Raw genomic sequence first — 248 nt, 5'->3', positions numbered from 1 at the left:
AACCTAGTAAATGGTAAATCAGCACAATTGCTTGAGCGCCTCAAAGACGATGGCGCCGACTCAAAGGCCGATGTGTTGCTTACCTCCGATCTAATTCAGTTGCATGATTACAAAGCACTACTGCGTCCTATCGACAAGATCACAAATTGGCAAACAGTAAATCATGAACTCAAGGATGATGATAAGCGATGGATCAGTGTTTCGATAAGGACACGCGCATTATTCCGTAAAAAAGGCATTTCTACCCC

Annotated in this window: 1 pseudogene; it reads left to right on the top strand. The window is 43.5% G+C overall.

Annotation, left to right across the window (positions count from 1 at the left end):
* Positions 1–248, top strand: a pseudogene (locus CWB72_RS20445) (extracellular solute-binding protein); the annotation flags it as partial.

Origin of the sequence: Pseudoalteromonas phenolica (assembly GCF_005886345.1) — a bacterium.
Lineage (GTDB): Bacteria > Pseudomonadota > Gammaproteobacteria > Enterobacterales > Alteromonadaceae > Pseudoalteromonas > Pseudoalteromonas phenolica_A.
The sequence above is the reverse complement of the archived record's forward strand: the minus strand, read 5'-3'. Positions and strand labels throughout refer to the sequence as shown.